This window comes from Paenibacillus sp. FSL H7-0918 (genome assembly GCF_038007025.1).
Taxonomy (GTDB): Bacteria; Bacillota; Bacilli; order Paenibacillales; family Paenibacillaceae; genus Paenibacillus_AQ; species Paenibacillus_AQ odorifer.
Genome location: NZ_JBBOWJ010000001.1, coordinates 3,133,821 through 3,140,814 on the forward strand (window position 1 = coordinate 3,133,821; position 6,994 = coordinate 3,140,814).

The following is a 6,994-nucleotide window of genomic DNA, read 5'->3' on the forward strand; positions in this document are numbered from 1 at the left end:
AAGCGCCTGTCTCTATCGTCATCCGCAAGCCTTGGCGTTACAGCTGAGGCTTCTTTTCGATTCCAATCATAATAGGTGACGGTGGCTATGCCACCGTTAGCCTGTTTAGTAAGAGAGGTGCGCCTGTTGTTACAAGGTCTTATAGAAGCTTTTTCCAAGGATCCCGATTTCCAGTCTATCACCCATGGTGTTGCTGCAGGTATGAAAGAGCAGCTCATTTCGGGGCTTACAGGTTCTGCTAGACAGATTATGCTTGCAGCATTACATGAAGAGACAACTCGTCCCTTACTTGTAGTGACTCATAATATGTTTTCGGCCCAGAAGATGGCCGATGATTTGCAGGAAGCGCTTTCTCCTGACCGGGTTCTGCTCTATCCCGCCAATGAACTAGTGGCTGCAGAAGCGGCTGTATCAAGCCCAGAGACATTGGCTCAGCGTATAGATGTGCTGACCAAATGTGCTCAGGGCTTCCGTGGTATTGTTGTAGTTCCTTACTCAGGAGTGCGTAGATTGCTGCCAGCCCCAGAGGTTATGGCAGAGGCACAAGTCACCGTTTCCCAAGATGGAACGCTTGCTCTGGATGAATTTTTGATGTCCATGATTGAAATGGGCTATGAAAGAGTAGAGCGGGTTGAGAATCGTGGTGAACTGAGCGTACGGGGTGGAATAATTGATTTTTATCCAATGACATCTCCTTTGGCTTATCGGGTTGAGTTATTTGACGATGAGGTTGATTCCATAAGAACTTTTGATCCAGTGGATCAGCGATCTATTGATAAGGTACGTAGTGTGAAGATTACACCGGCCAAAGAGATTATAGCTAGTAGATTGCGCCAGGAATCTGCTTCTGCTGAAGCCTCAGCTATGATGGAGCGACAGTTGGAGAAGATGGCGGATCGCCAGGCGAAGCTCAGGCTGCGGGAAGAAATTGGCCGTGAGCTGGAAATGCTGCGGGAAGGTACTTATTTCCCGGAGATCTATAAATATATCAGTCTTTTATATCCTGAACGCTCTCATTTATTTGATTACATGGCCCAGGATACCATTCTTATTCTAGATGAGCCGACAAGACTGCTCGAAACGGCGAGACAGCTTGAACGGGATGAATCGGAATGGAATCTGCATTTGCTGCAAAACGGCAAATCATTGCCGGATCTAGATCTCTCTGTCGATACGGATGTTGTTATGTATCAGCGCCCGTTCCAAAGCCTGTTTATGTCAATCTTTTTACGTCAGGTTCCGCATATTCAGCCTCAGAACATTCTTGGATTTATCAGTCGTGGAATGCAGGATTTCCATGGCCAGATGAATGTGCTGAAATCGGAAATGGAGCGTTGGCAGAAGTCCGGTGTTAAGGTAATGATGCTTGCGAGCAGTGAGGAACGGATTGAACGAGTGCGCAGAGTTCTTTATGATTACGGCATTAACGAGCCGATGATTGTACAAGGAAATCTGGGTTCTGGTTTTGAGCTGCCCTCTATTCATCTAGCTGTTATAACTGAGGGAGAAATGTTCTCTCAGAAGCAGCGGAAGGCACGGAAGATCTCCAAAGGAATAGATAATGCAGAACGGATCAAGAGTTACACAGAGCTGAAAATCGGTGATTATGTCGTCCATCAGAACCATGGTATCGGAAAATATATGGGAATCGGCACGCTTGAGGTCAGCGGTATTCACCGTGATTACATGCATATTTTATATGCTGGCGGCGATAAGCTCTCAGTTCCGATTGAGCAGATTGACCTGATTCAGAAATATGTCGGTTCCGAAGATAAAGAGCCGAAAGTATATAAACTAGGCGGCAATGAATGGACACGAGTGACCAATAAGGTTCGTTCCTCCGTTCAGAATATTGCTGATGATTTGATAAAGCTATATGCTGAGCGCCAAAGTGCCGCAGGATATGGTTTTGAAAAGGATACACAGGAACAGCATGAATTTGAAGAAATGTTCCCTTACGAGGAGACCCGAGATCAGCTTCGGGCTATCGAAGAGATTAAGAAGGATATGGAACAAAACCGGCCAATGGACCGATTGCTTTGCGGTGATGTTGGGTATGGTAAGACTGAAGTGGCTATTCGGGCGGCTTTTAAATCAGCGATTGAAGGTAAACAGGTGGCGGTGCTAGTCCCGACAACGATTTTGGCTCAGCAGCATTATGAGACCTTCCGGGAACGTTTCGCTAATTACCCGCTCAATATTCAGGTCTTAAGTCGTTTCCGCAGCCGTAAAGAGCAGAACGAGACGATTAAAGGCGTTAGGGCAGGAACTGTCGACGTAGTTATCGGTACACATCGTCTGTTATCTCAGGACCTTGTATTCAAGGATCTGGGGTTATTAATTGTGGATGAAGAACAGCGTTTCGGCGTGACTCATAAAGAAAAGCTGAAAAAACTGAAAACGAATGTAGACGTTCTTACGCTGACTGCAACTCCAATTCCTCGTACGCTACATATGTCGATGCTCGGAGTGCGGGATTTGTCTGTCATTGAGACCCCGCCAGAGAACAGATTCCCTGTACAGACGTATGTAGTGGAGCATAGCCAGACCCTTACGCGGGAAGCTGTAGAGCGGGAATTAGCTCGTGGTGGTCAAGTCTATTATCTCTATAATCGTGTGCAGGGCATTCAAGAAATGGCTGCTCAAATCTCTATGCTTGTTCCTGAGGCTAGAGTTGGCATCGGACATGGTCAAATGTCGGAATCTGAGCTGGAGAAGACCATTCTCGATTTCCTTGACGGAGAATACGATGTGCTCGTCAGCACAAGTATTATTGAGACGGGCGTAGATATTCCGAACGTTAATACACTTATTGTGCATGATGCGGATAAAATGGGCTTGTCTCAGCTCTATCAGCTGCGTGGACGTGTAGGCCGGTCCAATCGGATCGCTTACGCTTATTTCACGTATCAACGGGACAAGGTGCTGACAGAGGTTGCAGAGAAACGTCTGCAGTCTATTAAGGAATTTACGGAGCTGGGCTCTGGTTTCAAAATAGCGATGCGAGATCTGTCTATTCGCGGTGCAGGTAACTTGCTGGGTGCAGAGCAGCATGGCTTTATCGCATCCGTGGGGTTTGATCTGTACTCACAAATGCTGGCGGAGGAAATTCGTAAGCGTAAGGTTACTGTGCTTGGGGAGGAAGATACATCCCTGAAAGAGGGCAATACAGTCATTGATTTGTCGATTGACGCGTATCTGCCGTCAGAGTATATTTACGACAGTATCCAAAAAATTGAAATTTATAAAAAAGTGGCGGCAGTAACCTCCTTCGATGATGCTTCCGAGCTTGAAGATGAGCTCTTGGATCGGTTCGGTGAGTTACCTGAAGCCGTGGTGAATCTACTATCGGTCGCTCGTTTGAAAGTGTATGGAAAAATGTATGGCATTGATTCCATGATTAGACGCGGAGATGATGTTACCTTGAATTTCTATGAGGGAAGTCTCGGCGCTTTAGACACAGCGAAACTCGCCAAAGTTGGAAATAGCTTCGAAAGACGTGTACAATTTGATAGGGATGCGAAAGCCAGTATCCGGGTCAAATCGAAAGATTTAAGTGATAAACAGCTGCTTGACTTGCTTGAACAGTTTCTTAAGGAAGCTAAACAGTCTTTTAAATCGAAGGGAGAACTACACAATGTCGTTAAATAAAACAAAATCATGGAAAGTGCTGCTCGTTTCATTGGCAGCGGCAGTTTCCTTTTCTATGCTAGCAGCATGTGGAAATAGTGCGGATGATAATCAAGCTGTGGCCACTTATAAAGGTGGAACGATTACACAAAAGGAATTTGCAATGGATCAGAAAATCATGAAATTTCTCTCTCCACAACAAGCGCAATATTTAGAGATCGATGCGTTTAAGGAGTCCATTCTGAAGCAAGAAGTGGGCTTTGAATATTTGGCTTCCCAAGCAACGGATGAAGCGAAAAAGCAAGCGGAGAAAGAAGCCGATACTCAAATCGCAAGCATTAAGGAACAGTTGGGCGATACCTATAAGAAGACATTGAAAGATGCTGATGTTACAGAGAAAGATATTCGTACTTATATGGAGCGTGTGCTGACAGTTTATCAGGATATGCTGCTTAAAGTGACTGATGATGAAGTTGTCAAAGAATTCGAAGCGACTAAAGGCGACTTTACGGTTGCCACACTGCGTCATGTGCTAATTGGTCTGACAGATGCAGACAACAAAGAGCGTACCAGCGAAGAAGCGCTTAAAATAGCGAAAGAAGTTAAGGCGAAGCTGGATGGCGGTGCTGATTTCGCAGCCATCGCTAAGGAATATTCTGACGATACTGGCTCTAAAGAGGCAGGCGGAGAATATAAAGATAAAGCTGTAGGCACTTATGTGGAGGAGTTTAAGAAGGCTGCTCAGACCTTGCCTCTAAATACCATCAGTGATCCTGTAGAAACTTCTTACGGTTACCACATCATCAAGGTGGAGTCCCGTACAGACAAGACTTTTGACCAGTTAACGGATGAGCAAAAAGAAGGCATTAAGAGCTCAATTGTATCCAAGAACCTAGAAACGTTCATGGAAAAGGATCTGGAAGCCATTATTGAGAACATCAATCTGCCAAAAAGCTCTGCTGCCGCAGATGAAACCGGAACAAATAGTGGAACAGAAGCCACTACAGCTCCAAGCGCATCCCCAAGTGCTTCTCCAAGTGCTACAGATGCCGCTGAATAAACATCGGTAAATATGGACAAGCTTACCTTAGAAAAGCCATCTTCACTTAAAGTGAAGATGGCTTTTTATTTCGCAGAAACGGTTGTAGAACTACCTTTATCTTGATGCAGATATTAATACATGTCAGCTTATGTATAAGGATCTGGGAAGAGATGAATACTATGGTCAGATATTACGATAAATCACTGGGATTATCCTTTCCCATAATGGACAGTAGTAAGACCATACTTCTTAAGAAAGCGGGGCACATGTGAAATGAAAGCTACTGGAATTGTTCGCCGTATTGATGACCTCGGACGCGTGGTTATTCCCAAAGAAATTAGACGTACTCTTCGTATTAGAGAAGGAGACCCACTGGAAATATTCGTCGATCGGGACGGTGAAGTCATTCTCAAGAAATATTCTCCGATTGGTGAGTTGGGTGACTTTGCAAAAGAGTACGCGGAGTCATTGTTCGAAGGTACTGGACACATTACGATGATTGCTGATCGTGACACCTTCATTGCCCTTGCAGGCGGCTCCAAAAAAGATTATTTGGAGAAACAGGTAGGAGTGCTGCTGGAGAAAGTCATGGACAGCCGTAAGACTGTGTTAGAAACCAATGAAGGCAGTTATGAAATTGCTAAAGATCATCCGGATTTGGTGTCCTCATATGTAGCCTCACCGATCATTTCCGGTGGAGATCCTATTGGTTGTGTAGTGATGGTGAGCAAGGATGATTCGGCGAAGATGGCGCAAATGGAAATAAAAATGGCCGAAACGGCTGCCGCTTTCCTGGGCAAACAAATGGAGCAGTAATCTTAATTTAGACCCCGCTTTCCTTTTGGTAAGATATACAAAGGGCAAACGGGGTTTTGTCGTTTACACAAAACCGTTTCTACTTGTGGGCATACATACGTTATAATATAGAAATTCATCCCATCAAAGTTGTAGAAGCAGGTATTATATGAAATCTAATACACAAACATCACGATTGCTGCAAGGCGCATTTATCCTTAGTGCCGCGGCCATTATCTCAAAGCTTATTGGCACACTTCAAAAAATTCCGCTGCAAAATCTAGGCGGAGATGCTGTATTTGGTATATACAACACAGTGTATCCCTTGTATACAATGCTGTTAACGGTAGCTATGCTAGGTCTGCCTGCGGCGATCTCCAAATTTGTCGCCGAAGCTTCGGCTGGGAGACGCGATGAAGAAGGCCGCCGGATTCTACTATTATCCGCGCTAATTACAGGCATCAGCGGCTTGATTATCGGCGCCATCACCTATGCAGGTGCACCCATCATTGCCGAATGGGTAGGTAACTCACATGTAATGCCTGCCTTGCGGACAAGCGCCTGGGGTTTGGCAGTTGTCCCTGTCATGTCAGCCATACGCGGGTATTTTCAGGGGCTGCATAATATGGTTCCTACTGCCGTGTCACAGATTGTAGAGCAGTCTGTACGGGTTACAGTGATGATTGTTCTTCTGTTATATCTCACTTCGCAGGGAGCAGGAGCTGAGAGCATCGCTGCTGGCGCGCTGCTTGGTTCTGCCGGAGGGGGAGCCGCAGGGCTTGTAATTATGCTGCTGTACTTGAGACGTCACCGCCGGAGGGTAAAACAGGAAGCTGCTGCTGAAGTAGTTGCTGCTGTCGAAAGTCAGCGTGTAAGAGCGCTGGATGCAGGACATGGACTAGGTTCCAAACAAGGGTTTATGGGCATTAAAGCAGGTACACTGCTGGCTTATGGAATTCCCGTAATGCTAGGTGCACTGGCTATGCCTCTTATCGGTCTTGTAGATGTATTCACTGTGCCTCGACTGCTGTCGTCTGACGGAAGTGAAGTAGCTGCGATGGCCCAGTTTGGTGTGTACAATCGGGGTTTGCCACTTGTGCAGATTATAACGATGATTGCCACCTCACTGTCTGTTGTGTTCATTCCAGCTTTGGCGGAAGCGAAGTACAAGGGAGATATGAAGCTGATTGAGACCCGCTGCAGCTTGTCGCTGCGTTGGTTCTGGCTGTTAGGTCTAGCGGCCTCAGCGGGCCTTGCAGTGCTTGCTAAGCCGATTAATATGGCTCTTTACGGCGATACCGCTGGCAGCAGCACAATGACTTGGCTGGCTTTTACCGCTGTTGGCGGTACAGTCAGCATCATCTCTGCTGCGCTCCTGCAGGGCCTCGGCTACGTGCGCGCCCCGGCCCTGCACCTTTTGGCCGCCGCGCTGCTCAAGGCGGCCCTGAACCTGCTGCTGGTTCCGCAGCAGGGCATTACAGGCGCGGCCATCGCTGGCGTGGCCGCGCATTCGTTCGCAGCAGCGCT

4 protein-coding genes are annotated in these 6,994 nt (G+C 46.7%); all 4 read left to right on the forward strand.

The genetic code is table 11. From position 1 onward, the window contains the following. Positions 1-126: 126 nt before the first annotated feature. Positions 127-3,651, forward strand: a complete 3,525-nt coding sequence (mfd, locus tag MHI15_RS14150) for a transcription-repair coupling factor (RefSeq protein ID WP_038568019.1) — start codon at positions 127-129, stop codon at positions 3,649-3,651. Then, positions 3,638-4,690, forward strand: coding sequence for a peptidylprolyl isomerase (locus MHI15_RS14155; protein WP_076282728.1), 1,053 nt, complete (start codon positions 3,638-3,640; stop codon positions 4,688-4,690). The genes mfd and MHI15_RS14155 overlap by 14 nt, the downstream gene beginning before the upstream one ends. Before the next feature lie 255 nt (positions 4,691-4,945). Beyond that, the gene (gene spoVT / locus MHI15_RS14160) at positions 4,946-5,488 is read left to right on the forward strand and encodes a stage V sporulation protein T (protein ID WP_036678783.1); all 543 of its coding nucleotides are present in this window, start codon (positions 4,946-4,948) and stop codon (positions 5,486-5,488) included. A gap of 148 nt (positions 5,489-5,636) precedes the next feature. Then, on the forward strand, positions 5,637-6,994 hold a 1,358-nt coding region (locus MHI15_RS14165), incomplete at its 3' end, for a putative polysaccharide biosynthesis protein (RefSeq protein WP_341164499.1).

Coding starts and splice junctions, on each gene's coding strand:
- MHI15_RS14155 (WP_076282728.1), top strand. CDS start 3,638: ATGTCGTTAAATAAAACAAAATCATGGAAAGTGCTGCTCGTTTCATTG.
- spoVT (WP_036678783.1), top strand. CDS start 4,946: ATGAAAGCTACTGGAATTGTTCGCCGTATTGATGACCTCGGACGCGTG.